The sequence below is a fragment of the Herbaspirillum sp. NPDC087042 genome (assembly GCF_044745245.1).
In the GTDB taxonomy this organism is placed as follows: domain Bacteria; phylum Pseudomonadota; class Gammaproteobacteria; order Burkholderiales; family Burkholderiaceae_D; genus Herbaspirillum.
On record NZ_JBIUZW010000011.1, the window covers coordinates 83,621 to 109,498 of the forward strand.

21 protein-coding genes and 1 pseudogene are annotated in these 25,878 nt (G+C 64.4%); 10 read left to right on the forward strand and 12 right to left on the reverse strand.

What is annotated here, in order from left to right; translation table 11 throughout:
* Window positions 1-31 precede the first annotated feature (31 nt).
* The 5 genes from adh to ACIPHN_RS15990 form a co-directional block, all read right to left on the reverse strand.
* A complete protein-coding gene (gene adh / locus ACIPHN_RS15970) occupies window positions 32-1,552 on the reverse strand; it encodes an aldehyde dehydrogenase (RefSeq protein WP_400437704.1) in 1,521 nt (506 codons plus the stop codon).
* A gap of 277 nt (window positions 1,553-1,829) precedes the next feature.
* Window positions 1,830-2,168 (reverse strand): P-II family nitrogen regulator, encoded by a 339-nt coding sequence (locus ACIPHN_RS15975; protein ID WP_400437706.1) that lies wholly within the window; start codon window positions 2,166-2,168, stop codon window positions 1,830-1,832.
* A gap of 170 nt (window positions 2,169-2,338) precedes the next feature.
* Entirely contained in the window at window positions 2,339-4,399 is a 2,061-nt protein-coding gene (locus ACIPHN_RS15980; RefSeq protein ID WP_400437707.1) for an NAD(+) synthase, read from the reverse strand.
* 164 nt (window positions 4,400-4,563) lie between these two features.
* On the reverse strand, window positions 4,564-5,721 hold the full coding sequence (locus ACIPHN_RS15985; RefSeq protein WP_400437709.1) for a GNAT family N-acetyltransferase: 1,158 nt from the start codon (window positions 5,719-5,721) through the stop codon (window positions 4,564-4,566).
* Window positions 5,722-5,742: 21 nt separating this feature from the next.
* Window positions 5,743-6,528 carry a hypothetical protein gene (locus ACIPHN_RS15990; RefSeq protein ID WP_400437710.1) on the reverse strand — a complete coding sequence of 262 codons (786 nt, stop codon included), beginning with the start codon at window positions 6,526-6,528 and terminating at the stop codon, window positions 5,743-5,745.
* Window positions 6,529-6,690: 162 nt separating this feature from the next.
* Here ACIPHN_RS15990 and ACIPHN_RS15995 point away from each other — a divergent pair, with 162 nt between their 5' ends.
* The 8 genes from ACIPHN_RS15995 (at window position 6,691) to ACIPHN_RS16030 (ending at window position 15,664) form a co-directional block, all read left to right on the forward strand.
* Window positions 6,691-7,269: an undecaprenyl-diphosphatase gene (locus ACIPHN_RS15995; protein WP_400437711.1), complete on the forward strand. Its 579-nt coding sequence runs from the start codon at window positions 6,691-6,693 to the stop codon at window positions 7,267-7,269.
* A 40-nt stretch (window positions 7,270-7,309) separates the two neighbouring features.
* A complete protein-coding gene (locus ACIPHN_RS16000) occupies window positions 7,310-7,972 on the forward strand; it encodes a response regulator (RefSeq protein WP_400437712.1) in 663 nt (220 codons plus the stop codon).
* On the forward strand, window positions 7,948-9,315 hold the full coding sequence (locus tag ACIPHN_RS16005; protein WP_400437713.1) for a sensor histidine kinase: 1,368 nt from the start codon (window positions 7,948-7,950) through the stop codon (window positions 9,313-9,315). The genes ACIPHN_RS16000 and ACIPHN_RS16005 overlap by 25 nt, the downstream gene beginning before the upstream one ends.
* A gap of 168 nt (window positions 9,316-9,483) precedes the next feature.
* Window positions 9,484-10,239: a hypothetical protein gene (locus ACIPHN_RS16010; RefSeq protein ID WP_400437714.1), complete on the forward strand. Its 756-nt coding sequence runs from the start codon at window positions 9,484-9,486 to the stop codon at window positions 10,237-10,239.
* Window positions 10,240-10,436: 197 nt separating this feature from the next.
* Complete coding sequence (locus ACIPHN_RS16015; protein ID WP_400437715.1) at window positions 10,437-10,949, forward strand: sigma-70 family RNA polymerase sigma factor; 513 nt, start codon at window positions 10,437-10,439, stop codon at window positions 10,947-10,949.
* 15 nt (window positions 10,950-10,964) lie between these two features.
* Window positions 10,965-11,975, forward strand: coding sequence for a FecR domain-containing protein (locus ACIPHN_RS16020; protein WP_400437716.1), 1,011 nt, complete (start codon window positions 10,965-10,967; stop codon window positions 11,973-11,975).
* A gap of 117 nt (window positions 11,976-12,092) precedes the next feature.
* Window positions 12,093-14,558: a TonB-dependent siderophore receptor gene (locus tag ACIPHN_RS16025; RefSeq protein ID WP_400437717.1), complete on the forward strand. Its 2,466-nt coding sequence runs from the start codon at window positions 12,093-12,095 to the stop codon at window positions 14,556-14,558.
* 2 nt (window positions 14,559-14,560) lie between these two features.
* Complete coding sequence (locus tag ACIPHN_RS16030; RefSeq protein ID WP_400437718.1) at window positions 14,561-15,664, forward strand: YncE family protein; 1,104 nt, start codon at window positions 14,561-14,563, stop codon at window positions 15,662-15,664.
* Here ACIPHN_RS16030 and ACIPHN_RS16035 read toward each other — a convergent pair.
* The 3 genes from ACIPHN_RS16035 to ACIPHN_RS16045 form a co-directional block, all read right to left on the reverse strand.
* On the reverse strand, window positions 15,661-16,434 hold the full coding sequence (locus ACIPHN_RS16035; RefSeq protein ID WP_400437719.1) for an SDR family oxidoreductase: 774 nt from the start codon (window positions 16,432-16,434) through the stop codon (window positions 15,661-15,663). The genes ACIPHN_RS16030 and ACIPHN_RS16035 overlap by 4 nt on opposite strands.
* 262 nt (window positions 16,435-16,696) lie before the next feature.
* Window positions 16,697-17,731, reverse strand: a complete 1,035-nt coding sequence (locus ACIPHN_RS16040) for an extracellular solute-binding protein (RefSeq protein WP_400437720.1) — start codon at window positions 17,729-17,731, stop codon at window positions 16,697-16,699.
* A 239-nt stretch (window positions 17,732-17,970) separates the two neighbouring features.
* Entirely contained in the window at window positions 17,971-19,431 is a 1,461-nt protein-coding gene (locus ACIPHN_RS16045; RefSeq protein ID WP_400437721.1) for a Ppx/GppA family phosphatase, read from the reverse strand.
* Between the two features lie 189 nt (window positions 19,432-19,620).
* Between ACIPHN_RS16045 and ACIPHN_RS16050 the strand changes: the two genes are divergently transcribed.
* On the forward strand, window positions 19,621-20,385 hold the full coding sequence (locus ACIPHN_RS16050) for an SAM-dependent methyltransferase (protein WP_400437722.1): 765 nt from the start codon (window positions 19,621-19,623) through the stop codon (window positions 20,383-20,385).
* A 91-nt stretch (window positions 20,386-20,476) separates the two neighbouring features.
* On the opposite strand, the gene ACIPHN_RS16055 is transcribed toward ACIPHN_RS16050, so the two are convergent.
* From ACIPHN_RS16055 to rluC, 4 genes are all read right to left on the reverse strand, one after another.
* Window positions 20,477-21,511 carry a S49 family peptidase gene (locus tag ACIPHN_RS16055; protein WP_400437723.1) on the reverse strand — a complete coding sequence of 345 codons (1,035 nt, stop codon included), beginning with the start codon at window positions 21,509-21,511 and terminating at the stop codon, window positions 20,477-20,479.
* A gap of 60 nt (window positions 21,512-21,571) precedes the next feature.
* Entirely contained in the window at window positions 21,572-21,946 is a 375-nt protein-coding gene (locus tag ACIPHN_RS16060) for a Rieske (2Fe-2S) protein (protein WP_400437724.1), read from the reverse strand.
* A gap of 15 nt (window positions 21,947-21,961) precedes the next feature.
* Window positions 21,962-22,621: an HAD-IIIA family hydrolase gene (locus tag ACIPHN_RS16065; RefSeq protein ID WP_400437725.1), complete on the reverse strand. Its 660-nt coding sequence runs from the start codon at window positions 22,619-22,621 to the stop codon at window positions 21,962-21,964.
* 114 nt (window positions 22,622-22,735) lie between these two features.
* Complete coding sequence (gene rluC, locus ACIPHN_RS16070; RefSeq protein ID WP_400437726.1) at window positions 22,736-23,803, reverse strand: 23S rRNA pseudouridine(955/2504/2580) synthase RluC; 1,068 nt, start codon at window positions 23,801-23,803, stop codon at window positions 22,736-22,738.
* Between the two features lie 802 nt (window positions 23,804-24,605).
* Here rluC and ACIPHN_RS16075 point away from each other — a divergent pair.
* Window positions 24,606-25,808, forward strand: a pseudogene (locus ACIPHN_RS16075) (ribonuclease E/G); the annotation flags it as partial.
* Between the last annotated feature and the right edge of the window lie 70 nt (window positions 25,809-25,878).

Below are 25,878 nucleotides of genomic sequence, written 5' to 3' on the forward strand. Positions count from 1 at the left end.
AGCTGCCTTGCATCAAGGAGTCAAACGGAGATCAGAAGAAGCCCAGCGCCTTGGGGCTGTAGCTGACCAGCAGGTTCTTGGTCTGCTGGTAGTGGTCCAGCATCATCTTGTGGTTTTCACGTCCGATGCCGGATTGCTTGTAGCCGCCGAAGGCCGCGTGCGCCGGATAGAGGTGGTAGCAGTTGGTCCACACGCGACCGGCCTGGATCTCGCGACCCATGCGGAAGGCGCGCGTGCCATCGCGGGTCCACAGGCCAGCGCCCAGGCCGTAGAGGGTGTCGTTGGCAATGGCCAGGGCTTCTTCCTCATCCTTGAAGGTGGTCACCGAGACCACCGGGCCAAAGATCTCTTCCTGGAAGATGCGCATCTTGTTGTTGCCCTCGAAGACCGTCGGCTTGACGTAGTAGCCCGAGGCCAGGTCGCCACCCAGCGTCTCGCGACCGCCGCCGGTCAGCACCTTGGCGCCTTCCTGCTTGCCGATGTCGATGTAGGAGAGGATCTTTTCCAGCTGCTCCTGCGAGGCTTGCGCGCCGATCATGGTGCTCTTGTCCAGCGGGTTGCCCTGCTTGATGGCGGCCACGCGCTTCAGGGCGCGTTCGATGAAGCGCTCATAGATCGACTCCTGCACCAGCACGCGCGAGGGGCAGGTGCAGACCTCACCCTGGTTCAGCGCGAACATGGCAAAGCCCTCCAGCGCCTTGTCGAAGAAGTCGTCATCCCGCTCCATCACGTCGGCGAAGAAGATGTTGGGCGACTTGCCGCCCAGCTCCAGGGTCACCGGGATCAGGTTCTGCGAGGCGTACTGCATGATCAGGCGGCCGGTGGTGGTCTCGCCGGTGAAGGCGATCTTGGCGATGCGCTTGTTGGAGGCCAGCGGCTTGCCGGCTTCCACGCCAAAGCCCTGGACGATGTTGAGCACGCCCGGCGGGATCAGGTCGGCGATCAGTTCGATCAGCACCATGATCGAGGCCGGGGTCTGCTCGGCCGGCTTCAGGACCACGCAGTTGCCGGCGGCCAGCGCCGGGGCCAGCTTCCACACCGCCATCAGGATGGGGAAGTTCCAGGGGATGATCTGGCCGACCACGCCCAGCGGCTCATGGAAGTGATAGGCGTAGGTATCGTTGTCGATGGTGCCGATGCTGCCTTCCTGGGTACGCACGGCGGCCGCGAAGTAGCGGAAATGGTCGATGGCCAGCGGGATGTCGGCGGCCATGGTTTCACGGATGGGCTTGCCATTGTCCAGGGTCTCGGCGGTGGCCAGCAGCTCCAGGTTGGCTTCCATGCGATCGGCGATCTTCAGCAGCAGATTGGCACGATCGGTGGGCGAGGTCTTGCCCCAGCTCTTCTTGGCGGCGTGGGCGGCGTCCAGGGCCAGTTCCACGTCTTCGGTGCTGGAACGGGCCACTTCACAGAAGGCGCGTCCGATCACCGGGCTGATGTTCTCGAAGTATTCCCCCTTGACCGGCGGGACGAATTTGCCGCCGATGAAGTTGTCGTAGCGTTGCTTGAACGGGTCGCGTACGCCGAGTTTGCTGATGTCTGCCAGGTTCATGTCGTCTCCGATGGTTATGGTTTGAAACCCCGCGCAACTCGGGCGGCCGTGGCTGCCAGGGCGGGCGTTCATCCCCATCAGGGGCAAGTCGCATGCCAGCCGCGCCAGGCCCGGTGGGCGCGGCTGGCCGCGGCGACACGCAGTCAGGCTGTGTCAATCTGGCGCAACCCGGAACACGGCCGCGCAACACCCTGCAACACCTGCTGGCACATCAGGAGCCGGCGATGGACGTAAAAAAACCGGCCAGCGGCCGGTCTTTCTTGCTGCGGGACAAGGATCAGACGGCGTCCGGGCCGGTCTCGCCGGTACGGATACGGATGACCTGCTCCACTTCCTGGACGAAGATCTTGCCGTCGCCGATCTTGCCGGTGCGGGCGGCCTTGATGATGGCATCCACGGCCTGCTCGACCACCTTGGCATCGACCACCACCTCGATCTTGACCTTGGGCAGGAAATCGACCACGTACTCGGCGCCGCGATAGAGCTCGGTATGACCCTTCTGGCGACCGAAGCCCTTCACTTCGGTGACCGTCAGGCCCGTGACGCCAACCTCGGCGAGGGATTCACGCACCTCGTCCAGCTTGAACGGTTTGATGATGGCGGTCACTTGTTTCATGGCAATTCCTCTCTTGATATGTCGTAAAGAAACGATCTGGTAAATATCGGTTGCTGCGTTGTTATTATCCTGGCGTCAGGGCCGGGCCTCCCTGCCCACCTGCGCATTGTCAATCAGGCGCCCGCCGCTTTCAACCTCTGCGAGCATGTGGCAGCGCAAAAAACCTGGATTCAGGCCTCCAGGTCCGGAATCCGGGCCAGATCCTCCAGCCAGACCGTGGCCTCGCCATCGCTGGGCGCGCGCCAGTCGCCACGCGGCGAGAGCGAGCCACCGCTGCCGACCTTGGGCGCGTTGGGCACGCAGGAGCGCTTGAACTGGCTGGTCTTGAAGAAGCGATAGACGAAGATGCCCAGGTTTTTCTTGATCTGCGGCAAGCTGTATTCGTTGTGCGCCCCGTGCAGGCCGTCCGGCCAATGGCCGGCCTCGCGGTCATGCCAGGCGCTGTGGGCCAGGAAGGCCACCTTGCTGGGGGCAAAGCCGTAACGCAGGATGTAGTACAGGCTGAAGTCCTGCAGTTCATAGGGCCCGATGAAGTCCTGGGTACGCTGACCCGGCTCGCCGGCCGTAGCACCCGGCACCAGCTCGGGGCTGATCTCGGTTTCCAGGATGTGGACCAGCACTTCCGGCTGCGTCAGCTCCAGCGAGCCCGATTCGGCCACCCAGCGTACCAGGTGGGTAATCAGGGTCTTGGGGACGCTGGCATTGACGTTGTAGTGCGACATATGGTCGCCCACGCCATAGGTGCACCAGCCCAGCGCCAGCTCCGACAGATCGCCGGTGCCGATGACGATGGCGCCCTGGTGGTTGGCCAGGCGGAACAGGTGGTTGGTACGCTCGCCGGCCTGGACGTTCTCGAAGGTGATGTCGTAGACCGGCTCGCCACGCGAGTAAGGGTGGTCCAGGTCCTTCAACATCTGTTCGCAGCTGGGACGGATATCGATCTCGCGGGCCGTGCAGCCGACCTGGGTCATCAGCTGGTGCGCCTGCACCAGCGTGCGGCTGCTGGTGGCAAAGCCGGGCATGGTATAGGCCAGGATGTTGGCGCGCGGCAGGCCCAGCTTGTCCATGGCCTTGGCGCAGACCAGCAGCGCATGGGTCGAATCGAGTCCGCCGGAGACGCCGATGACCACCTTCTTCAGGCCCGCGGACGACAGCCGCTGCACCAGCGCCTGCACCTGGATGTTGTAGACCTCGCGGCAGCGCAGCTCGCGCTGCTCGGCATTGGCCGGCACATAGGGGAAGCGTGCCACGCGGCGTTGCAGCGGCAGCGCCTGCTGCTGTTGCGGCAGTTGCACCTCGAAGCCGACCACCTCGAACTTGCGCACTTCCTCGGCATGGCGGCGTACCGACTGGCCGAAGGTGGTCTGGTGGAAGCGCTCACGCGAGAGCCGTTCCAGGTCGATGTCGGCATAGATCACATGGCCGCCCTCGGCGAAGCGCTCGGACTCGGCCAGCAGCTCGCCGTTCTCGCAGATCAGGGCCTGGCCATCCCAGGCCAGGTCGGTGGTCGATTCGCCATTGCCGGCGGAGGAATACAGGTAGGCCGCCAGGCAGCGCGCCGACTGCTGCGCCACCAGTTGATGACGATAGCCCGACTTGCCCACCACGATATTGGAGGCCGACAGGTTCACCAGCACGGTGGCCCCGGCCAGGGCGGCAAAGGACGACGGCGGGATCGGCACCCAGACGTCTTCGCAGATCTCGATGTGGAAGCGCAAGTCAGGGATATTGCGGATATCGAACAGCAGCTGGCTGCCAAAGCCCACCTCCTGGCCCAGCAGGGTGACGCTGCGCGTGACGGCGCAATCGGCGCTGCTGAACTGGCGCGCTTCGTAGAATTCGCTGTAGTTGGGCAGGTAGCTCTTGGGTACCACGCCGTGGATGCGGCCGGCGCTGATGACCACGGCGCAGTTATAGAGCTGGTGGTCCACCTTCAGCGGCATGCCCACCACCAGCGCGGCGGGGATGCGCGAGGATGCCGTCACCACCGACTGCAGGGCCTGCAGCGACGCCTCCAGCAAGGCGCGCTGCTGGAACAGGTCTTCGCAGCTATAGGCCGACAGGCCCAGCTCGGGGAAGGACACCAGCACCGCGCCGCGGGCAGCGGCCTGCTCGGCCAGGGCGATGGTGCGTTCGGCGTTGAAGCCGGGATCGGCCACCTTGCAGTCCGGCACCGCCACCGCGACGCGGGCGAAACCATGGCTGTAGAGATTGAAGAAATCGCTTTGCATATCTTGCCTTCGTGCTTTCGTGCTCTCGTATTCTTGTGCTCTGCGCGGGTCGCCCGTGCGCCGACGCGCGCCCTTCATGTTGGGCGCACGCCTGGGAGGTACGCACCCGGCCCGCTCCACAGGGGCAGAGCCCGGATTATCGCATGTGTATCGTTTCTGTTCCGCTAGGCCTGGCGCTTGAAGGGCGAACTGTCCTCCAGTTGCTCCACGAAGCGGTCCATGGCCACCGTCTCGCGCTCCAGGAAGTCGCCGATGGCCTCGGCAAAGCGCCGGTCGGCAATCCAGTGGGCCGAATAGGTCTTGGTGGGCAAGAGGCCGCGGGCCATCTTGTGCTCGCCCTGGGCACCACCCTCGAAGGCGCCGATGCCGTTCTGGATGCAATAGGCGATGGATTGCAGGTAGCAGGTCTCGAAGTGCAGGCCGCGGGCGAACTCGGTCGTCCCCCAGTAGCGGCCGTAGAGGATATCGGCCCCCAGCACGTTCAGGGCGCAGGCCACCGGCTGACCCTGCCGGTGCGCCAGCATCAGCACCAGGTGCAGCGAGCGGTCGCGATGCATCTGGCGGAAGAACGCCAGGCTCAGGTAGGGCGAAGACCAGTGTTCCCGGTAGGTGTTGCAGTAGCACTGATAGAAGAACACCAGGTGCTCGTCGGTCAGGGCCTCGCCTTCCAGCCATTGGTAGGCGATCCCGGCCTGGGCCACGTAACGGCTGTCCTGGCGGATCTTCTTGCGCCTTTCCTGGTGCAGGCTGGCCAGGAAATCGTCCAGCGTCGCATAGCCGGCATTGGTCCAATGGAACTGCACAGCCTCGCGGATCATGAAGCCCGCCTCGCGCAGGGCCTCGCGGTCGGCGTCTTCCACGAACAGCACGTGGGCCGAGGATGCCGAGCCCGAGCGCGTGAGGGCGATGATCCCCTGGGCCAGCGCCGTGCGGGCCTGCTCATCGGCCGCCAGCAGGCGCGGTCCCTGCACGGGCGTGAAGGGCGCCGCCACTACCAGCTTGGGGTAGTACTCGCGCCCATGGCGCTCAAAGGCATCGGCCCAGCCATGGTCGAACACGAACTCGCCGCGCGAATGGGTCTTGAAATAGCAGGGTGCCGCGCCCACCAGGACGGCGTCGCGATAGAGCAGCAGGAATTTGGGATACCAGCCGGCATCGGGCACTGCACAGTCGGTGTCCTGCAAGCCCTGCAGGAAGCCATGGCCGACGAAGGGATTGCCCTGCGTGAGCGCTTGCCAGTCTTGCGCGCTGACCTCGTCGAGGGAGTCGGCGACCTTCAGTTCATGGCGGGAAGAGGCATTCGTACTGGCAGATGGGCTCATGCCGGCGATGGTATCACGGTATCAGGCTTGGCTTTTTGGGCCGGCCGCCCTGCCGCGCCGGTACAAGGCGGCCACCAGCGCCACGATCATGACCAGGAAGATCACGCTGGTCAGCGTCGTTCCCAGCCCCAGGCCACCCTCCCCCGAGGACTGCGCCAGACCGTCGCCAATGGATGCCCCCAGCGGACGCGTGAGCACATAGGCGATCCAGAAGCACCACACAGGGGATGCCTTCAGGATGTAATGGGACAACGCCACCACGCCGATGGCCGCAGCGAAGATGGCTGCCGAGGGCCAGTAGCCCAGGTGCAGCCCTTCCGCGAACCAGTCGCCCGCGGCGGTCCCCAGGGCAAAGGTAGCGAGGATGGCCAGCCAGTAGAAGGCTTCGCGCGCCGGGGTATCGACATGATGGATGGACAGCGTGTGCTCGCGCGCAAACCACAGTGCGAAGACCGCCAGCAGCAGGATCAGGAAAGCCGCCGTCGACCAGGCCAGGGGGATGGCCAGGACGTCGCTCAGGTTGTCGGTGATGAGCGTGCCGAACACGCTGATGAACAAGACCGCCGTCCAATAGCGCAAGGCTTGGTGCGCCGTGGCACGCATCTGGAAGTACAAGGCCGCCAGCAACAGCACGCCGACCACGAGCGAGGTGCCGGCCAGTCCGAAGCCCAGGTCGGCATTGAGGAAATCCGCCGCCGTCTCGCCCACGGTGGTGGACATCATCTTGATGAGCCAGAAGACCAGCGTCACCTGCGGTACCTTGTTGGTCCAGCGCATGGGCGCTGGCAGACCTGCCTGGATAGTCATGCTGCCTCCATTGAATGCATTCAGGCCCGCAGCATGGCGCGCCAGACTTAGGAAACGCTTAGCCGCATGGCATGCGCAGATCTTCCTTTCACCACCCTGATCCTCAGTCACGCCTAAGTCTGGCCCCTTACGATGGCCAGCTTCAGTCATGGCGATATGAACATGGAACAATTGAATCAACAGATATTCCTGCTGCTCAACAGCGGCGCCGGCACCACCAGTCCCTGGCTGGACCACCTGGCGGTCTTCTCGGCCCAATGGCTGGTCTGGGTCTTGCTGCCGGCGCTGGCCTGCGGCTGGTTCAGGGGCGATCTCCGGTACAAGAAGGCCATCGTCAATGCCGTCCTGGCAGCGATCATGGCGCTGGGCGCCGGTGCACTCATTGGCTGGCTCTTCCCGCATCCCCGCCCCTTTGCGCTGGGATTGGGCCGGCTGCTGATCGACCATGTCCCGGATGCCTCCCTGCCCAGCGACCACCTGACACTGTGGTGGAGCCTGGCCCTGGGCCTGGCGTTTTGCCCGCAGACCCGACGCATTGGTCTACTATTGACGCTGGCCGGCCTGCTGCCGGCCTGGGCGCGGATCCGCGCTGGCGTGCATTTCCCGCTGGACATGGTGGCGGCCTTCCTGCTGTCGTGGGCGGTGGCCGGTGTGCTGCAGCGCTTCGGCCAGCCCTGGGTCCACCGGCTCAACGCGCTGGCGATGCAATGGCAACGTTCCCTGCTGGGACGCCATGCGTGAGGCGGGCGCGATTGAACCTGCTCTTGATGGAAGGTCCGAAGTGAGAGTGCTCCTGGTAGAAGATGACCGCATGATCTCCGACGCCACCGGCCAGGCCTTGCGCGACGCCGCCTATGCGGTCGATTGCGTCAGCGATGGCGGGGCCGCCCAGTTGTCGGTGAACACCCACCAGTACGACGTGATCCTGCTGGACCTCGGCCTGCCGCGCCTGGATGGCTTCCATGTGCTGCGCCATCTGCGCGACCACAAGATCGCCACGCCGGTGCTCATCCTCACTGCCCGCGACAGCCTGGAAGACCGGGTGCGCGGCCTCGATGCCGGCGCCGACGACTATCTCATCAAGCCCTTCGAGATGGACGAACTGCTGGCGCGCATGCGTGCGGTGATCCGTCGGCATGGCGGCAACAGCAGCCCGGTCATGAGCAACGGCGCCATCCGGCTCGACCCGAGCACCCGCGAAATGGAGTTCGAGCGTACCAGCCAGCGCCTCTCGGCGCGCGAATTCAGCCTGATGCAGTCGCTGCTGCTGCGGCCCGGTGCCATCCTCTCGCGCCAGGACCTGGAAGACCGCATCTATGGCTGGAACGAGGAAGTGGAAAGCAATGCGGTGGAATACCTGATCCACTCCATCCGCAAGAAGTTCGGCAATGCCGTCATCAAGAATGTCAGGGGACTGGGATGGATGGTCTCAAAGGAAAAATAAGCAGCTCGCTGCAGGGGCAGCTCTCGTTCTGGCTCTCGCTGGCCATCATCGTGACCTCCATGGGCGGCGGCTACTTCTCGTTTCGCGGCACCCTGCACGAGGCCAATGAATTCCAGGACGACCAGTTGCGCCAGATCGCCGGCCTGATGCAGCAGCAGGCGCCGCAGACGGGCTTGCTCATCACCCAGAGCATCGAGCAGAGCCAGGACCCGGAGTCGCAGGTCATCGTGCAGGTGCTGGCCTCCGGCGTCGACAAGCTGCGCCTGCTCGACGAGGAGGTCAGTCTGCCGCCGTCGCTGCCCGAACGCGTGCAGACGCTGGCGGGCAGCCGCTATACCTGGCGCGTCTTCCTGCGCCACCTGCCCGACGGCGCGCGCCTGGTGGTCAGCCAGCGCACCGACGTGCGCGACGAGATCGCCAGCAGCAGTGCCTGGCGCACGGTGTTCCCGTTGGCCCTGCTGATGCCCCTGCTGCTCTTGCTCATCAACGTGCTGGTGCGCACCATGCTCAAGCCCGTCAAGCAGCTCTCGCACGAACTGGACCAGCGCCGCGACGCCGACCTCAGCGCGCTGGACGATCACCGGGTGCCCAGCGAGATCCGCCCGTTCACCGCCTCCATCAATGCCCTGCTGCTGCGGGTGAAGCAATCGGTGGACATGCAGAAGCGCTTCGTGGCCGACGCCGCCCATGAACTGCGCTCGCCGCTGACGGCCCTCTCCCTGCAGGCCGACAACATCCGCAAGATCGCCCTGCCCGAGCCGGCGCAGGCCCGCATGAGCGAACTGCGCGGCGGCCTGCAGCGCATGCGCGCCCTGCTGGAACAATTGCTGGTGATGGCACGCAGCCAGGAGTCGGTGATCCAGCCCGACACCACCATCGCCATGGAAGACGTCTTCAAGCAGGTGCTGGAAGACCTGATCCCCGCCGCCGAAGCCAAGAACCTGGATATCGAGGTCGATACGCAGCGCCAGGCGGTCTTCACCGGGCAATTGTTCGACGCCCTCATGCTCATCAAGAACCTGGCCGACAATGCCATCCGCTACACCCCGGCAGGTGGCCAGCTGGTCTTGCGGGCCAGCCAGGGGCCAGATTTTCTGAGCGTGACGGTGGAGGATTCCGGGCCGGGCATTCCCGATGAAGAGATGGACCGGGTCTTCGATCCCTTCTATCGCATCCTGGGCAGCGGCGAGTCCGGGTCCGGCCTGGGCCTGGCCATCGTCAAGGCGATCGCCGAACGCAACGGCGCCCGCCTCGCATTGAGCAACCGCCACGACGCGCAAGGCGCCTGCCTCGGCCTGCGCGCCACTGTCCATTTCCCGCTGCGCAGCGCCACTGGCCGCTGAGACACGGCGACCGGCAAGACCCGGGAGCGCATTCATGACACTGCTTGATCGTGGCACACAAAGATCAGGTGGCACGCTTCCTGACGAAGAGCCAGGCCCAGGCCCTAAGAATGCGCTAAGTCGGCACCGATAAGCTCTGTGACTCTTTTCATCCGCCAAGGAGCCAGCATGACCCCGACCCAGCAGGCCGTCGTGAAAGTTCCCGCAGTGACCCTGCTGTTCTGGGTCATCAAGATCGCCGCCACCACCCTCGGTGAAACCGCCGGTGATGCCGTCTCCATGTCCATGCAGCTGGGTTACCTGGTGGGCACGGTCATCTTCGCGGCCGTGTTCCTGCTGGCCGTGGTGGCGCAGGTCCGCGCCCGCGCCTTCCATCCCTGGCTCTACTGGGCCACGATTGTCGCCACCACCACGGTCGGCACTACCCTGGCCGACTTCGCCGACCGCTCGCTGGGCATCGGCTATGCGGGTGGCGCCAGCCTGCTGCTGGGCCTGTTGCTGGTCTCGCTGTTCGTCTGGCATCGCACCCTGGGGTCGGTCTCGGTAAGCAGCATCAGCACGCCCAAGGCCGAGATCTTCTACTGGGTCACCATCATGTTCTCCCAGACCCTGGGCACGGCATTGGGCGACTGGGCGGCCGACAGCGCCGGGCTGGGCTATACCGGTGCCGCGCTGATCTTCGGGGCGCTGCTGCTGCTGATCCTGGTGATCCACTATTCCAGCCGGGTCTCGACGACGCTGCTGTTCTGGGCCGCCTTCATCCTGACCCGGCCGCTGGGCGCGGTAGTCGGCGATTTCCTGGACAAGCCGCATGCCCAGGGCGGGCTGGAACTGAGCCGCTATGGGGCCTCGGCGGCGCTGCTGGGCTTCATGCTGATCTGCTTGCTGGCGTTCCGCCAGAATGCGGCCCGCGCCACGCACTAGCGCCGGAAAACAACAAACACTGCACAACATCCCGGCAAGCTCTGTATAAGATTTGTAAATAGGAATTGTTCGCAATATAATCAAGGCCATCGCATCCCGGTCCTTGCGCCGGGGTAGATCGCCTTGGTCCAGCCGCAGTTGCCACGACACGGTCGATTCAATTCATCGTCTCGCTTGTTTCCGGCTCTGAAGGTATCGTGGCTTATTCCAGCAATGCGCCCCTGGGCGACTCCATCGAACAGGTCTACGGCAACCATCATGGTTGGCTGTACGGCTGGCTGTGGCGCCAGCTCGGCTCGCGGGAAGATGCCGCCGAACTGGCCCAGGACACCTTCCTGCGCCTGCTGGCGGCACGCCAGGCGACGATCCTGGCCGAACCGCGCGCCTACCTGCGCACGGTGGCCCATGCGCTGGTGGTCAATCACTGGCGCCGGCGTGACCTGGAACGCGCCTATCTGGATGCCTTGGCGCTGCACCCCGAGCGCGAAGAACCCTCCCCCGAACAACGCGCCCTGGTCCTGGAAACCCTGGTACGCATCGATACCATGCTCGACGGCCTGGCGACCAAGGTGCGTCGCGCCTTCCTGATGGCCCAGCTCGATGGCATGACCTATCTGGAAATCGGGGCCGAACTGGGGGTCTCGGACCGCATGGTCAGGAAGTACATGGCGCAGGCCATGCTGGCTTGCATGAGCCTGCTCGACGACTGAACACTTCCCTGCCCCATGCCTGAACAGCTCCAGTCCCGCCCGCCCTCGCTGGTGGACAACAAACCCTCCTTCATGCAATTGCAGCAGGCCGCCGAATGGTTCGCCACCCTGCGTGCCGAGGATGCCAGCGAGGCCGACCGCGTCCGCTGGCACCAGTGGATGGCGCAGGACGATCGTCACCGCGCGGCCTGGCAACGGGTGGAGGCGGTCAATGCCGAATTCAACCTGCTCTCGCCGGTGATCGATCACCGGGTCCTGTCCCCGCATGGCCGTCAGCGCCGCCGCGCCATCAAGACCCTGGCCTGGCTGGCCGCTGGCGTGGGCGTGGCCGGGGCACTTGGCCAGTCCGGCCAGTTGCGCGACTACGTCGCGGCCCTGCATGCGCAATACCGCACCGGCATCGGCCAGACGCGCCAGCAGCAGCTGGCCGACGGCTCCACGCTGTGGCTGAACACGGCCAGCGCGGCCGACGTGGACTTCGACAACGCCTGGCGGCGCGTGATGCTGCATCGGGGCGAGCTGATGATCCAGACCGCGCATGACGCGCAGCTGCCACCGCGCCCGCTGGTGGTGGATGTGCGCGCCGGCCGCCTGCAGGCGCTGGGCACGCGCTTCCTGGTGCGGCTGGTCGATGGCGCCACCCTGCTCACGGTGCTGCAGGGGCAGGTCCGCATCACCCCGGCCGGGATGGCGGCGCCCGTGGTGGTGCAGGCCGGCACGCGGGTACGCTTCACCGAAGACCTGGTCGAGGCACCACAACGGGCCGATGACAGCATGGCGGCCTGGTCGAGGCACCTGCTCATGCCCGATGGCGTCCGGCTGGACGACTTCCTGGCCGAGCTGGGCCGCTATCGGCATGGCTACCTGGGTTGTGCACCCGAGGTGGCGGCGCTGCGCCTGGTGGGCGTCTACCCCCTGGACGATACCGATCGCGTGCTGCAGGCCCTGGAGGCCACGCTGCCCATCCGGGTGAGCCGCATCCTGCCGTGGTGGGTCAGCATCGAAGCCGCACCTGCCCCGACTTGACCTCCCTATGTGCCGGCGCGCACGCACGCAGAAAATATTTTCACGATTCCGGTTCCGCTTTTTTGATCTCGATGGGCAATAGGAATAAACCACCAACGAGTTCAAGAAGGGCATCCCATGCAAACACCCCGCTCCACCTCGCCGCAGATGCGGCTCGCGCCGCTGGCCGTGGCCGTCCACCTGGCCTGCATGACCCTGCCGCTGGCCCTGCCTGGCGCCGCCCTGGCCCAGCAGGCCACGCCCGGCCAGGCCAATCAGGCGCCCAAGCGCGCCTATGTGATTGCCGCCGGTCCGCTGGGGCAGGCCTTGCGCCAGTTCGCCGCTGACGCCGGCATCCTGTTGTCGGCCGATGCCCGCCTGATGGAGGGCAAGAGCTCCTCTGGTCTCAATGGCAGCTTCTCCACCGAACAGGGCCTGGAACGCCTGCTGGACGGCACCGGGCTGGTGGCGGCACGCCAGGGCGATGGCAGCTTCATCGTCGTCAGTGCCGGCGCGACCAGTGCCAGCGCCGATGGCAAGCTGCCCCAGGTGGCAGTGGTGGCAGCGGCCACCGGGGAAGCCGACGGCACCTATCGCGCCGTCCCGCACGCCTCGACCCTGCGCGGCGCGGCGACAGCGCTGGATATCCCCCAGATCGTCAACGTGGTGCCGGCGCAGGTCATCAAGGACCAGCGTCCGCGCAACCTGGACGATGCCCTGGCCGACGTCAGTGGCATCACCCAGGGCAATACCCTGGCCGGCACCCAGGACACCATCATGAAGCGCGGCTTCGGCGGCAACCGCGATGGCTCGGTCATGCGCAACGGCATGCCGCTGGTACAGGGACGTGCCTTCAATGCCACCAGCGAAAGCGTGGAAGTGCTCAAGGGACCGTCTTCCCTGCTCTATGGCCTCATGGATCCGGGCGGCGTGATCAACATCATCACCAAGAAACCGCTACTGCAGCAGTACAACGCCGTCTCCTTCGGCGGCTCCACCTATGGCGGCGGCAAGAACGGCGGCCAGCTCACGCTGGACACCACCGGCCCCATCGGTGACTCCGGGCTGGCCTATCGCCTCATCGTCGATCGCACCGATCAGAACTACTGGCGCAACTTCGGCCAGATCCAGGAAACCGTGGTCGCGCCCTCGCTGGCCTGGTATGGCCGCGATACGCAGGTGGTGTTCCAGATGGAACAGCGCGAGTTCCTCTATCCCTTCGACCGTGGCACCGCCATCGATCCGCGCACCAACCGGCCCCTGGCCATCCCCGCCGAGCGCCGCCTGGACGAGCCCTACAACAACATGAAGGGCAGCAGCGAGACCGCACAACTGACGGTGGATCACCAGATCAATCCCGACTGGAAGGCCCACGTCGGACTGAGCTACAACCGCGAAGTCTATGACGCCAACCAGTTGCGCATCACTGGCCTGAACGCCGCCGCCGGCACGCTCACCCGCAGCAACGACGCCACCCATGGTGCGCTGTCGACCGACAACTATGGCATCGCTTATGTGGATGGCAAGTTCGACCTGGGCGGCTTGCGCAATGACCTGCAACTGGGCGCCGACATCGAGTACCGCAAGATCTATCGCGCCGACCTGCTGCGCCAGACGGTGTCGGGCTCGTTCAACTATCTCAATCCGGTCTATGGCAGCCTGTCGCCCTCGACCACCGTCTCGGCCTCCGACAGCGACCAGACCGACCTGCTGCACAACCAGTCGCTGTTCGTGCAGGATGCGCTGCATCTGGGGCAGCGCTGGATCGTGGTGGGTGGCCTGCGCTTCCAGGACTACAGCCAGATGGCCGGACGCGGACGCCCCTTCAAGGCCAATACCAACCTGTCCGGCAACCAGTGGCTGCCGCGCGCCGGCCTGATCTACCAGCTTGATCCGCACATCTCGCTGTATGCCAGCTATACCAAGTCGCTCAAGCCGACCTCCTCGATCGCACCGCTGGCCAGCGGCGTGGTGATCGATTCGGCAGTGGCACCGGAAGAAGCGACCTCCTGGGAGACCGGTGTGAAATACGACAATCCGAGTGGCTTGTCCGGCACCCTGGCGCTGTTCGACATCAAGAAGAAGAACGTGCTGGTCTCGCAATTCAACGCCACCACCAACCTGACCGACTGGCGTACCTCGGGGGCGGCCCGCTCGCGCGGCGTGGAACTGGATGTGACCGGTCAGCTCAGCAAGCGCCTGTCGCTGATCGGCAGCTACGCCTACCTCGACGCCAAGACCACCGAAGATCCGCTCTATGCCGGCCTGCGCCTGTGGAACGTGGCCCGGCAGACCGCGGCCCTGAGCCTGGCCTATGACGTCGGTGCCATCGCCGGCGGCGGCGACAAGCTGCGCGTGGGCGGCGGCCTGCATTACGTGGGTGAACGTCCGGGCGACTCGGCCAACAGCTTCATGCTGCCCGCCTACACGGTGGCCGATGCCTTCGCGACCTATGACACCAACATCGGTGGCAAGGCGGTCAAGTTCCAGTTCAATATCAAGAACCTGTTCAACAAGACCTACTACACCTCCAGCGCCAATCAGTACTTCGTCTCGCTGGGCGATGCGCGCCAGTTCTCGCTGCTGACCTCGGTGGAGTTCTGAGCATGCGCACCGCTCCCCTGATGGCCGCGGCGACCCTGGCCGCTGCGCTGGTCCTGGCTCCGATACTGGCCCCGGTAGTGGCATGGGCCGACACCGGCATGCCCGCTGTCACGGTGCGCAGCGACGTGCTGCCCGGCACCGGACATAGCTGGGGCGTTGGCAGCCTCGATCCGACCCGGCCCTACCTGTTCCTGGCACGTCGTGAAAACGGCCTGACCGTCTTCGATACCGACAGGCATGTGGTCGTCACCACGATCCCCGGCACCGCCGGGGCCAACGCCGTGGCCTTCGCGCCAGCGCTGGACCGGGCCTTCGTGGCCTACATGGATGGCACGCTGGGCGTGCTGCGGCTGTCGACGCTGACCCAATTGCAGCGCCTGAAGATCGACGTCGGCAACCTCAACAACCTGGTCTTCGATGCCGTCAGCGGCAAGCTGCTCATCACCGGCGGCCGCCGCACCGAACGCTCCGACATCTGGCTGTTCGATCCCGCCAGCGGCCGGATCGTGGCGCAGCGCAGCTTCGCTGCCCGCAAGTTCGATGCGCCTCTGGCACTGGCCGATGGCACGGTCCTGGTACCGCTGCGCGATGAGGGACGCGTCATGCGCCTGTCGGCAGCCACGCTGCAAACCCTGCCCGGATGGGAGGGCAAGCGCTTCCCCGGTTGCGAGCATCCGAGCGCGCTGGCCGCCGACGAGCAACGCGCTCGCCTGTTCATCGCCTGCCGGGGCAAGATACCGCAATTGTCGATTGCCGGTCTTGACGACGGCACCCCGATGGCCAGCTTGCCCGCCACACCGGCCATCAATGCCCTGGCCTGGGATGGCGTGCGCCGGCTGCTGCTGGTGCCCAGCGGGAATGCCGCCAGGCTGGACCTGGTCGGGCTGGACGAGGATGGCCCCACGCCGCGCTATCGTCCGCTCGGCTATGTCGGTACCCGCCCCTGGGCGCACAACATGGCCTACGATCCGGTACGGGGTAGCGCCTTCCTGTTGACCATGGACTTCAGCCAGCCGGCCCCGGATGCCCAGGGCGAGAAGGCCGACCCGATCTTCCTGGCCGACAGCTTCACGGTCCTGAGCGTGAGCCTGGGCGCCTCCCGCTAGCCGCGTCCCACGAAGGGCATGTTGCTCGCCATGACCGTCATGTTCAGCACATTGGCCGACAAGGGCAGATTGGCGATATAGCCCACGGCGTCGGCCACATGGCGGACCTCGAACATGGGTTCCGCCGCCGTCTCGCCATTGGCTTGCAGTACGCCGCGCTGCATCCGCGCGGACAGTTCGGTCAGTGCATTGCCGATATCGATCTGGCTGCAGGCGATGTTGAACGGACGTCCGTCGAGGGCGATGCTCCGGGTCAAGCCCAGGACGGCATGCTTGCTGGCGGTGTACGGTGTCGAAAGCGGCCGTGGCGCATGCGCCGACACCGAGCCGTTGTTGATGATCCTGCCGCCCTGGGGCGATTGCCGGCGCATCAGGCCGAAGGCCGCACGGGCGCACAGGTAGACACCGGTGATGTTGGTGTCGATGACATCCTTCCACTTCTCGATCGGCAATTCATCGATGGTCAGCGCGGGGGCATTGATGCCAGCATTGTTGAACAACACGTCCAGCCGGCCATAGCGTTCCTCGATCTGGGCGAACAACTGCTCCACACTGGCGGGATCACGTACGTCGGCGGTCAACGCCAGGGCTTCGCGGCCCTGCTCGCCGGCCTGGCGCACAAGTTCATCGAGCGGCTCGCGGCGACGGCCGGCGGCGACCACGACAAAACCATCCTCAAGCAGCCGGTTGGCCACGGCCTTGCCGATGCCACTGCCGGCACCGGTCACCAAGGCGATACGCTGAGTTTGCGCAGGACGATTGCTCTGCATAGATGGGCTCCTTGCTTTGATTGTCATCATCACCCGGACCGACCCGATACGCCGGATCCAGGCGCGTTCATGGGCTGGCCCGGGGAGCGATGCGCTACCCAGGGCCAGGATAAGCTGATGATTAAAGCAGAAAACCGCCGTGGCTGCCGAAGGGTGGGTCCGAACCCCGGAGGCATCCGGCGATGGCGTCGAGGTGCCTGAAACAAAAAGGCCCGTGTACAAGACACGGGCCCTTCATCACCTCTTCACGCCATGGCGCCAATCATTTATAACCAACCCGATCCAGCATCTGCAAGACCTTCTGCTGGTTGGCGCCGACCGCGCCGACGTTGATGACTTCTGCCTTGAAGGGGCCCATCTTCACCAGCGCCGGGTTCTCGGTCTTCACGCTCTTGACCGCCGGCCACTCATTGTTACCCTCGGCAAAGTAGCGCTGGGCCGAATCGCTGGCCAGGTATTCCAGGAACTGCACGGCCTCGGCCTTGTGCGGCGCATGCTTGGCCACACCGCCACCGGCGATGTTTACATGGGCGCCATAGCTCTTCTGGTTCGGCCAGACGATGCCGACCTTCTCCATCAGCGCCACGTCTTCCGGCTTGGTGGATCGCAGCAGGCGTGCCACGTAGTAGGAGTTGGAAATGGCCACGCCGCACTCACCCGAGCCGACCGCCTTGATCTGGTCGGTATCGCCACCCACCGGCTGGCGCGCCTGGTTGGCGACCATGCCCTTGAGGATGGCCTCGGTCTTGGCTGCGCCATCATGCTCCAGCAGCGCGCCGAACAGCGACACGTTATACGGATGCGAACCGCTGCGGGTACAGAGCTTGCCCTTGTTCTTCGGGTCGCCCAGCGCTTCGTAGCTGTCCACGTCGTCCGGCTTGATGCTGGCCTTGTTGTAGACGATCACGCGCGCACGCGTGGAGAAACCGAACCACTGGGTGCCGTCGCCACCTTCCTTGCTGTGCAGGTTGGCCGGGATACGCTCGTCCAGCAGCTTGGACCTGACCGGCTGGAACAGGCCATCGCTCTGGGCTTTCCACAGGCGCGCCGCATCCACCAGCAGGATCACGTCGGCCGGGCTGGAGGCGCCTTCGCTCTTCAAGCGTGCCAGGATGCCGGCATCGTCGCCGTCGATGCGGTTGATCTTGATGCCGGTGGTCTTGGTGAAGTCGGCGTAGAGGGCTTCGTCAGTCTGGTAGTGACGCGCCGAATAGAGGTTGAGCACCTTCTCCTGGGCGACGGCGGACAGGGCTGTCGCGGCCAGCAAGGCGCCGACGGCAAATTGACGAGGGAACATGGACCATCCTTTTCAAAAAGAGTGACAATGAATGTCTAAGCGCCGTGGCAAGACGGCGTTTCTTTTTGGCGCGGATGGCGGTCCGGGGAGTGGCTCCGGGTGGAGCCGTGGACAATGCGGTCGCGATGGGCGCCCTGAGGGCGCCTCGTTATGGATGTGTCGGGATTGCGGTGCGAACACCGGCAGCGACTATAACACAAACAAGAAGCATTATCATCTCCGCCGGCCTGCCCGATGGATCAGGCCAGCACCTTGACGGCGAAGTCGACGCCGATGCCGGCCCACCACTCCTGCTCCTTCTGGATCCAGAAGGAGATGCTGGGATGTTCCTTGATGTAGTCGCGGCGGACTTCCAGGTCGATGCGGCTCTTGAGCTTGACCTTGACCTTGTCCAGGTCCAGCGTGATGTGTGCATGGCGGAACATCACTGCCAGGCGCAGCGCCAGGGTGGCCTTGGCGAAGTCGACGTCGGCCAGCAGGTCGCTGATCTTCTTGAGGTTGCCCTTCTGCCCCAGGATGAGGATGCTCATCAAGCGTTGCTCGCGGGTGGTGAAACCCGGCAAGTCGGCATTGGCGATCATGTAGGCCGAATGCTTGTGATAGCCGGTGGGCGAGACCACCAGGCCGGTCTCGTGCAGCAGCGCGCTCCAGTGCAGGTAGCGCTCATAGGAATCGGTGGCCGGCTTCAACAATTCGAAGAAGCCCAGCGCGGTATCGGCCACGCCATGCGCGCGCGCGGCATCGACGTGGAAGCGGCGGGCGAACTCCTCCACCGAGCGGTCGCGCCGGTCGGCCTTGGTGGCGCGCAACTGCAGGTCCCACATCACGCCCATGCGCAGGCCGGCTTCCACCGGTGTGATGAACTCGATGCCGAACTCCTGCATGAAACCGATCAGCACCGCCAGCCCGCCCATGATGACGCCGGCGCGGTCGGGCTTCATGCCATCAAGCGCGATCTGGCTGACGTGGCCGAAATCGATCAGCCGCTGCATCAGGTCGTCCAGGCTGGGCAAGCTGACGCGGCCGTCTCCCATGCCATTGCGACGGATGGTATCGGCGATGGCGCGCATGGTGCCGGAAGAACCGTAGACATTGACGCCGGTGGCATCGAAGCTGAACAGGTGGACCGCATCCTCGACATGCGAACGCGCCGAGATGATGGCGCGCTCGAAGGCGGCGGCGGTGATGGCGCCGTCGGGGAAGAAGGCCAGGCTCTGGTTGACGGTGCCGATGCCGAAGGATTCCACATGGCGGATATGCTCGCCCAGGCCACGGATGACCTCGGTGGAGCCGCCGCCGATGTCGATGACCATGCGCTCTTCATCGGGCTCGGCCAGCACGCCGGCCACGCCCATGTAGATCAGGCGGCCTTCTTCCTCGCCGGAAATGATTTCCACCGGATAACCGATGGCGCGTTCCAGCTCGGGCAGCAGCTCGGCCGCATTCTTGGCCACGCGCAAGGTATTGGTGGCCACCACCCGCACGGCGGTCAGCGGATAGTCGCGCAGGACGGCACGAAAACGCGTGAGCGAGTCGATGGCGCTCTTACAGGCCTGCTCGGTCAGGTTGCCGTTCTTGTCGATGCCGGCGGCCAGGCGAATGGGATCGCGCGCACTCTTGATGACCCGAATGCCATCGTCCTCGTATTTGCCGATGTGCAACCGAAAGCTGTTGGAACCGAGATCTACCGCTGCAAACATGCATTTCCTTCCGCAATCGCGACCAAGCCAATTGCCTAAATAATTTAAACCACGAGCCGTCTCCCGACAGACAAGATAATCGGCGCGCATTACAGATTGATGACAGCCTGCACGCTGTAGAATGGCGGCACTGCGTCACCATGGTGCGGCGCACATATTATTTTATACAATTTATCCTATTTTCCTTCCATGCCCGGCATTCTTTATCTGGTTCCCAACACCCTGGGCACGACCGAGCTCCCTACCGATGCCGACGCCCCGCATCCGCTGGACGCGATCATCCCGCGCCAGGTGCAGGCCATCGCGGCGCGGCTGGATTACTTCGTGGCCGAGAACGCCAAGACCACGCGCGCCTTCCTCAAGCTGCTGGGCAGCAGCCTGCCGCTGGCCAAGCCCATCCAGGAAATCCGCATCGCCGAACTCAACGTCAACACTGATGCCGCTGCCCTGCCCGCCCTGCTGGCACCGCTGCTGGCCGGCCAGGATGGTGGCCTGATCTCCGAAGCCGGTGTGCCGGCGGTGGCCGACCCCGGTGCCAACTTGGTCCGGCTAGCGCATCAGCATGGCATCCAGGTGCGGCCGCTGGTGGGGCCGTCCTCGCTGCTGCTGGCGGTGATGGCCAGCGGCCTGAACGGCCAGAGCTTTGCCTTCAACGGCTACCTGCCCACCGATGCCGAGGCGCGCCGCAAGCGCATTGCCCAGCTGGAAGACCGCTCCCGCAAGGAGCGCCAGACCCAACTGCTCATCGAGACGCCCTATCGCAACGGCGCCATGCTGGAGGCCCTGGCCCAGACCTGCCAGGCCACTACCCTGGTCTGCGTGGCCACCGATCTCTCGCTGCCCACCGAATCGGTGCGCACGCTGACCGCCGCACAATGGAAGACTGCGCTGGCCGGCAAGACGGGGCCGGACTTCCACAAGAAACCGACGGTCTTCCTGCTACTGGCACAGTAAGCCCGCAAGACATCCGGCAGGCCCAAAGACAAAGGCCGGTTGCTGTGGGCAACCGGCCTTTTCGCATGGATCACGCCCGAAGGCGCCAGGCCTAGCGCAACTGCGGCGGTGCCGACGACATCATGGTCTTGGCAAAGCCGGCGCCAAAGGCCACGCCGAACTTCTTCAACACGCGCTCGGAGAGGTTCTCGGTCTGGGTGTAGTCCACCACATCCTCGGCCTTGATGACGTCACGCGCGACGCTGTCGACGGTACCGTAACCATCGGCCAGGCCCAGCTCGACGGCCTTGGAGCCGGTCCACACCAGGCCGGAGAAGGTGTCCGGGGTTTCCTTCAGGCGCGTGCCGCGGCCCTGGCGCACCACCTCGATGAATTGCTGGTGGATCTCGTCGAGCATGGATTGCGCGTATTCACGCTGCTTGGGGCTTTGCGGGCTGAAGGGATCCATGAAGCTCTTGTTCTCGCCTGCGGTCAGCAGGCGACGCTCCACACCCAGCTTGTCCATCAGGCCGGTGAAGCCGAAGCCGTCCATGAGCACGCCCACCGAACCGATCAGACTGGCCTTGTTGACGAAGATCTTGTCGGCCGCTGCCGCGATGTAGTAGCCGCCGGAGGCGCAGACTTCTTCCACCACCACGTAGATGGGCTTCTTGGGATAGGCCTTGCGCAAGCGCGTGATCTCGTCATTGATCATGCCGGCCTGGACAGGGCTGCCGCCGGGGCTGTTGATCTTCAGGATCACGCCGACCGAATCGGTGGCGGCAAAGGCCTTGTCCAGCGCCGGGATCACCACGCCAGCCGAACCCTGGCCCTCGGAGTCGATCGCGCCCTTGATCTCGACCAAGGCCGTATGGGTCCCCAGGGGCTCGCTCTCGGTCTTGCCATAGGTGAAGGCCATCCAGGCCCCCAGCACGATCACCATCAGGATGGCGATGCGGAAGAAGATGCCCCAGCGGCGACGGGCGCGCTGTTCCTTGACGGCGAACAGGGCCAGCTTTTCCAGCACGTCGCGCTCCCAGCCGGACTTCTTCTCTTCGCGCGCGCTGGCGGGAACAGGTGCAGAAGAAGACGGCGGCGGCGGCGACTGCGGGTCTGGTTGCGGCTTGTCAGATTCGTTGTTGCTCATAGGCTCACTCAAAGCGGCGCCCCGGCCCATGGCCGGCCTGCGCCAGATTTCCGGCCAGGCTCATGCCTGGACGGGCTTGACGATGTCGTCGGGACACCAGTACACCTGGCCGTCCCGCTCCACCGCCATGATCTTACGCAAATGCGCGCCGGTACAAGGACCGCCTTCGCATTTCCCGGTATCGGGGGCATAAACGGCCCCATGTGTTGCACACATGAGATAGAGGCCGCTGGATTCGAAGAATTCGCCCTCGGCCCAATCCAGCTCCACCGGCACATGGGCGCAGCGGTTCAGGTAGCCATAGACCACGCCACCGTAGCGCACCACGAAGCCGGTGGTCTCGTCACCATGGACCTGCACCGGAAAGCGCTTGCCCAGGCCGCCTTCGGCCAGTTCAGCCGAGGCGCAGACCAGGATCTCGCTGAAAGTCGTCATGCGGCGCTCCCCGGCTCAGGCATGGTCGGTGAGCCACTGGTGCAGCTCACGGATGGATTTGGCCGAGTACAGCGGCGCCAGCGCCTGCAGCTGCTGCGCCGGATGGGCGCCGAACTCCACGGCCACGCCGCGTGCACCGGCGTTGATGGCCATCTGCAGGTCGTGGGTGGTGTCGCCGATCATCAGGGTGCGCTGCATGTCCTGGCCCAGCTCGCGCGTCAACTCCTGCAACATGGCCGGATGCGGCTTGGAGAAGGTCTCGTCGGCGCAGCGGGTGGCGTCGAAGGCGTTGAGCAGGCCCGTGGTATTCATGGCCCGGTTCAGGCCGACCCGGCTCTTGCCGGTGGCCACGGCCAGGAAGTAACCCTGCTGGGACAGGTCGGCCAGCATCTCGGGCACGCCCTCGAACAGGGTCAGGTCCTTGTCCTGGCCGAGGTAGTGATGGCGGTAGCGCTCCACGATGCGCGGGTAGTACTTGGGATCCACATCGGGGATGGCGGCCTGCATGGCATCCTGCAAGCCCAGGCCGATCACGTAGGAAGCCGCGCTCTTGTCGGGAATCGGCAAGCCCAGGTCACGCGCCGCCGCCTGGATGCAGCGCACGATGGTGGAGGTGCTGTCCATCAGGGTGCCATCCCAATCGAAGACGATCAGGTCGAATTGCTTTCTTGCCATGTCTGAGATTCTTTCCGCTTGCAACCGCTGTCGGTTTGCTTGCCAAACCGACATGCTCAACTATTGATTCCGGGCAGAAAGTATCACATCCCGGGCGAGTACGTGCATCCCTTCTCAGTCCTCCAGACCGTTGGCCATGCCATGCGGCAACAGATCCCCTTCGGCACCGCCTTCCAGGCTGCGCAGGAAGCGCGTGCACTCCTGCGGCAGGCCGGCCTTGAGCGTGACCGTCTGGCCGCTGTCCGGGTGGATGAAACTGATGCGCCAGGCATGCAGGAACATGCGCTTGAAGGCGATCCGGCTCCCATCGGCCTTCTGCAAGGCCTTGTTGAGCGTGAAATCGCCGTATTTGTCGTCGCCGACGATGGGGAAACCGCTGGAGGACAGGTGCACCCGGATCTGATGGGTGCGACCGGTCTTCAGTTCAGCTTCCAGCAAGGCAAATTCACCGAAGCGCCGCAGCAGCGAGAACACCGTGTGCGAAGGCTGGCCGTCGGCCTGCACCCGCACGCGGCGCTCGCCATCGGGCGTGCTGTACTTGAACAGCGGCAACTTGACGTGCTGGCGGGCGTTCTGCCAGTCGCCCTGCACCAGGGTCAGGTAGCGCTTGTCGGTCTTGCCGTCGCGCATCTGCTCGTGCAGGCTGGTCAGGGCCGATCGTTTCTTGGCGATCAACAATACGCCAGACGTATCTCGGTCCAGGCGATGCACCAGTTCCAGGAACTTGGCCTGTGGCCGGGCCGCGCGCAATTGCTCGATGACGCCGTAGCTCACCCCCGAGCCGCCGTGTACGGCGACCCCGGCGGGCTTGTCGATGACCAGCATGTGATTGTCTTCGAGCAGGATGCGGAACTCGGCGCCAGGCACCACCGTCTCCTGCTTCTCGGCCACTCGTATTGGCGGCACGCGCACCACGTCGCCTTCGACCAGGCGGTAGGTCTGGTCGATGCGGCCCTTGTTGACACGCACCTCACCCGAGCGCAGGACGCGGTAGATATGGCTCTTGGGAACACCTTTGCAGACCCGCAGCAGGAAGTTGTCAATCCGCTGTCCCGCCTCTTCGTCGGAAATGGTCAGCAACTGCACCTGAGGGACGTTCTGCGAGGCGCTTGCACTCCGGGTGGCCGGCGCCTGATTGGCGCTTTCAGAAGCCCCCCTAGAAAATCTCGCTAAGTCCTTCATTTTGAATATATAATCGATTGACGCCGACCAAAAAACGGCGTTAGTAGAATAAAAAGGAACATTCTACACAAGAGGAGACTTCGTCAGCCTCGCTCATTTGCAAAATTGACGAAGGGGGCCCCGAAAACCACGATGCGCGGCATCGCAGACGCAAGAAAAGCGCTGCAACGGTTGACAATACAACCGATCATGTCGCTTGCGTGGTCCACATAAAGGCCTCGAAACGAGTACGCACCTTCCCTGCGCGAGTCCAGTTTGCACCGCAGTTGCAATCGGATAACGCCATGGAAGTGGAACAGATTTGTTTGGATCATCAGGATAAAAGTCTGGCAAGACTCGCATCCGGTGTTCCGGCACTGGTCCGCAGCGCACAGCCCCTGGCGAGAAGCAGCGCAACGGGCGGCAGGCCCACCCGGCCAGCCCCTCTTGCAGCGCTTTGTCCGGGCCATGCCGCGGCCGCCGCCGGTGCATCGCGAAGCTTGCCGGTTGATGCAGTTGAACCCGATCGCCGTCGCCAACCCTATTGATATGTTACGTTTGGCTTCACAGACCAGCTTACCGTCCGCAGTTGCCTGCGCGACCGCCTATGGCGGAGCGCGCGGCGCGGATACGGTGCTGCCCGGCGTTCCGGCCTGCCGCATCCGCGCCCCCTTGTGCTGGAGCGCCTGCTAAGGCGCATCACACAATCAAGGCAATTCCCTCCCCAATCACTTCGTTCTCGCGTACATCCCCTGTACTTTTGGCCCGCTACCCGCATTACCGACGGGCCATTTGAAGGATCTTCGGATCCCGGAGTGAAAACATGAAACGCATGTTGTTCAACGCAACGCAGCAGGAAGAACTGCGCGTAGCGATCGTTGACGGTCAGAAACTGATCGACATCGACATCGAAACGACTGGACGCGAGCAGCGCAAGTCCAACATCTACAAGGGCGTGATCACCCGCATCGAGCCCTCGCTGGAAGCCTGCTTCGTCAACTACGGTGAGGAACGCCACGGCTTCCTGCCGTTCAAGGAAGTGGCCCGTTCCTACTTCAAGGAAGGCATCGACGTCCGCAACGCCAGCATCAAGGAAGCGCTGCGCGAAGGCCAGGAAATCATCGTCCAGGTCGAAAAGGAAGAACGCGGTAACAAGGGCGCGGCCCTCACCTCCTTCATCTCGCTGGCTGGCCGCTATCTGGTCCTGATGCCCAACAACCCGCGCGGTGGTGGTGTCTCCCGTCGCGTCGAAGGCGAAGACCGCCAGGAACTGCGCGAGACCATGGACAAGCTGGACCTGCCCAATGGCATGTCCGTCATCGCCCGCACCGCCGGCATCGGCCGCAACGTCGATGAACTGCAGTGGGACCTGAACTACCTGATGCAACTGTGGCGCGCCATCGAAGGCGCCGGCCAGTCTGCCTCGGGCGCCTTCCTGATCTACCAGGAATCCTCGCTGGTCATCCGCGCCATCCGCGACTACTTCCAGCCCGATATCGGCGAAATCCTGATCGATACCGACGAGATCCACGACCAGGCCCAGCAGTTCATGGCCCACGTGATGCCGGACATGGTCCACCGCGTCAAGCGCTACCGCGACGACGTGCCGCTGTTCTCGCGCTTCCAGATCGAACACCAGATCGAGACCGCCTACTCGCGTACGGTGCCGCTGCCTTCGGGCGGCGCCATCGTGATCGACCACACCGAAGCCCTGGTATCGGTGGACGTGAACTCGGCGCGCGCCACCCGTGGCAGCGACATCGAGACCACCGCCTTCAATACCAACCTCGAAGCTGCCGATGAAGTGGCCCGCCAGTTGCGCCTGCGCGACCTGGGTGGCCTGATCGTGATCGACTTCATCGACATGGAGAATTCCAAGAACCAGCGCGAAGTCGAAGGTCGCCTGAAGGACGCCCTGCACCACGACCGTGCCCGCGTCCAGATGGGCAAGATCTCGCGCTTCGGCCTGATGGAACTGTCGCGCCAGCGCCTGCGTCCGTCGCTCTCCGAAGGCAGCCACGTGACCTTGATGGGATGATAGTGGTGTTGGGAAATAGTTGATAGGTTTTGTTGATCTCTGTTGTTGCTGTTTATTT

Excerpts from the sequence above, each read along its gene's own strand:
- adh (WP_400437704.1), bottom strand. The coding sequence starts at position 1,552 with ATGAACCTGGCAGACATCAGCAAACTCGGCGTACGCGACCCGTTCAAG.
- ACIPHN_RS15975 (WP_400437706.1), bottom strand. The coding sequence starts at position 2,168 with ATGAAACAAGTGACCGCCATCATCAAACCGTTCAAGCTGGACGAGGTG.
- ACIPHN_RS15980 (WP_400437707.1), bottom strand. The coding sequence starts at position 4,399 with ATGCAAAGCGATTTCTTCAATCTCTACAGCCATGGTTTCGCCCGCGTC.
- ACIPHN_RS15985 (WP_400437709.1), bottom strand. The coding sequence starts at position 5,721 with ATGAGCCCATCTGCCAGTACGAATGCCTCTTCCCGCCATGAACTGAAG.
- ACIPHN_RS15990 (WP_400437710.1), bottom strand. The coding sequence starts at position 6,528 with ATGACTATCCAGGCAGGTCTGCCAGCGCCCATGCGCTGGACCAACAAG.
- ACIPHN_RS15995 (WP_400437711.1), top strand. The coding sequence starts at position 6,691 with ATGGAACAATTGAATCAACAGATATTCCTGCTGCTCAACAGCGGCGCC.
- ACIPHN_RS16005 (WP_400437713.1), top strand. The coding sequence starts at position 7,948 with ATGGATGGTCTCAAAGGAAAAATAAGCAGCTCGCTGCAGGGGCAGCTC.
- ACIPHN_RS16010 (WP_400437714.1), top strand. The coding sequence starts at position 9,484 with ATGACCCCGACCCAGCAGGCCGTCGTGAAAGTTCCCGCAGTGACCCTG.
- ACIPHN_RS16020 (WP_400437716.1), top strand. The coding sequence starts at position 10,965 with ATGCCTGAACAGCTCCAGTCCCGCCCGCCCTCGCTGGTGGACAACAAA.
- ACIPHN_RS16025 (WP_400437717.1), top strand. The coding sequence starts at position 12,093 with ATGCAAACACCCCGCTCCACCTCGCCGCAGATGCGGCTCGCGCCGCTG.
- ACIPHN_RS16030 (WP_400437718.1), top strand. The coding sequence starts at position 14,561 with ATGCGCACCGCTCCCCTGATGGCCGCGGCGACCCTGGCCGCTGCGCTG.
- ACIPHN_RS16035 (WP_400437719.1), bottom strand. The coding sequence starts at position 16,434 with ATGCAGAGCAATCGTCCTGCGCAAACTCAGCGTATCGCCTTGGTGACC.
- ACIPHN_RS16040 (WP_400437720.1), bottom strand. The coding sequence starts at position 17,731 with ATGTTCCCTCGTCAATTTGCCGTCGGCGCCTTGCTGGCCGCGACAGCC.
- ACIPHN_RS16045 (WP_400437721.1), bottom strand. The coding sequence starts at position 19,431 with ATGTTTGCAGCGGTAGATCTCGGTTCCAACAGCTTTCGGTTGCACATC.
- ACIPHN_RS16050 (WP_400437722.1), top strand. The coding sequence starts at position 19,621 with ATGCCCGGCATTCTTTATCTGGTTCCCAACACCCTGGGCACGACCGAG.
- ACIPHN_RS16055 (WP_400437723.1), bottom strand. The coding sequence starts at position 21,511 with ATGAGCAACAACGAATCTGACAAGCCGCAACCAGACCCGCAGTCGCCG.
- ACIPHN_RS16060 (WP_400437724.1), bottom strand. The coding sequence starts at position 21,946 with ATGACGACTTTCAGCGAGATCCTGGTCTGCGCCTCGGCTGAACTGGCC.
- ACIPHN_RS16065 (WP_400437725.1), bottom strand. The coding sequence starts at position 22,621 with ATGGCAAGAAAGCAATTCGACCTGATCGTCTTCGATTGGGATGGCACC.
- rluC (WP_400437726.1), bottom strand. The coding sequence starts at position 23,803 with ATGAAGGACTTAGCGAGATTTTCTAGGGGGGCTTCTGAAAGCGCCAAT.